This is a genomic window from Roseinatronobacter ekhonensis (assembly GCF_900499075.1).
In the GTDB taxonomy this organism is placed as follows: Bacteria; Pseudomonadota; Alphaproteobacteria; order Rhodobacterales; family Rhodobacteraceae; genus Roseinatronobacter; species Roseinatronobacter ekhonensis.
In genome coordinates, this window is record NZ_UIHC01000182.1 from 1 (window position 1) to 803 (window position 803).

Sequence of the window (803 nt, forward strand, 5' to 3'; positions counted from 1 at the left end):
CCGTTGGCAACGGCGCGATCTGAGTGCGCGTCGCTTCGTCTACATCTGGGCGGACGGCGTCTATTTTCGGCCCCGAATGGCCGAGGAAAAGCAATGCGTGCTGGTGCTGATCGGGGCAGATGAATGGGGCCGCAAAGAGATCATCGGCTTGGCCGACGGCTATCGTGAAAGCACCCAAAGCTGGCGCGAATTGCTCCTTGATTTGCAACGACGCGGGCTCACCCATGCGCCTGACCTGGCCATTGGCGATGGTGCCCTGGGCTTCTGGAATGCCCTGCGCGAGGTCTTTGGCGCAACGAAAGAGCAGCGCTGCTGGTTCCACAAAACGGGCAACGTGCTGAACGCGATGCCGAAGTCGGTTCAGGTCAAGGCAAAGGGCCATCTGCACGACATCTGGCAGGCTGAAACCCGTGTCGACGCTGAGGCTGCATTCGACTTCTTCGTCACGACATATGGTGTGAAATACGACAAGGCCGTCGCCAAATTGACCAAAGACCGCGACGTGCTGCTGGCATTCTATGATTTCCCGGCTGAGCATTGGAAACACATCAGAACCACTAACCCCATCGAAAGCACGTTCGCCACGGTTCGGCATCGCACCGGCAAAACCAAAGGTTGCCTCAGCCGCAAAACGGGCCTTGCCATGGCGTTCAAGCTGATGATGTCAGCCCAGACCAAATGGCGCAAACTCGACGGCGCAAGCCGCATGCCTGAGATCATCCAGGGGATTGAATTCAAGGACGGGATCAAGCAACTTCAAAAAGCCGCCTAATCACGCCGTCACCAACTTTCGGGCATAGCTC

At 57.7% G+C, this 803-nt stretch carries 1 protein-coding gene; it reads left to right on the top strand.

Translation table 11 applies throughout. The annotated features are described in order from the left end of the window. Positions 1 to 772: IS256 family transposase (locus ROE7235_RS19750; protein WP_121097762.1), on the top strand; the 772-nt coding region annotated here is incomplete at its 5' end. Positions 773 to 803: the final 31 nt, after the last annotated feature.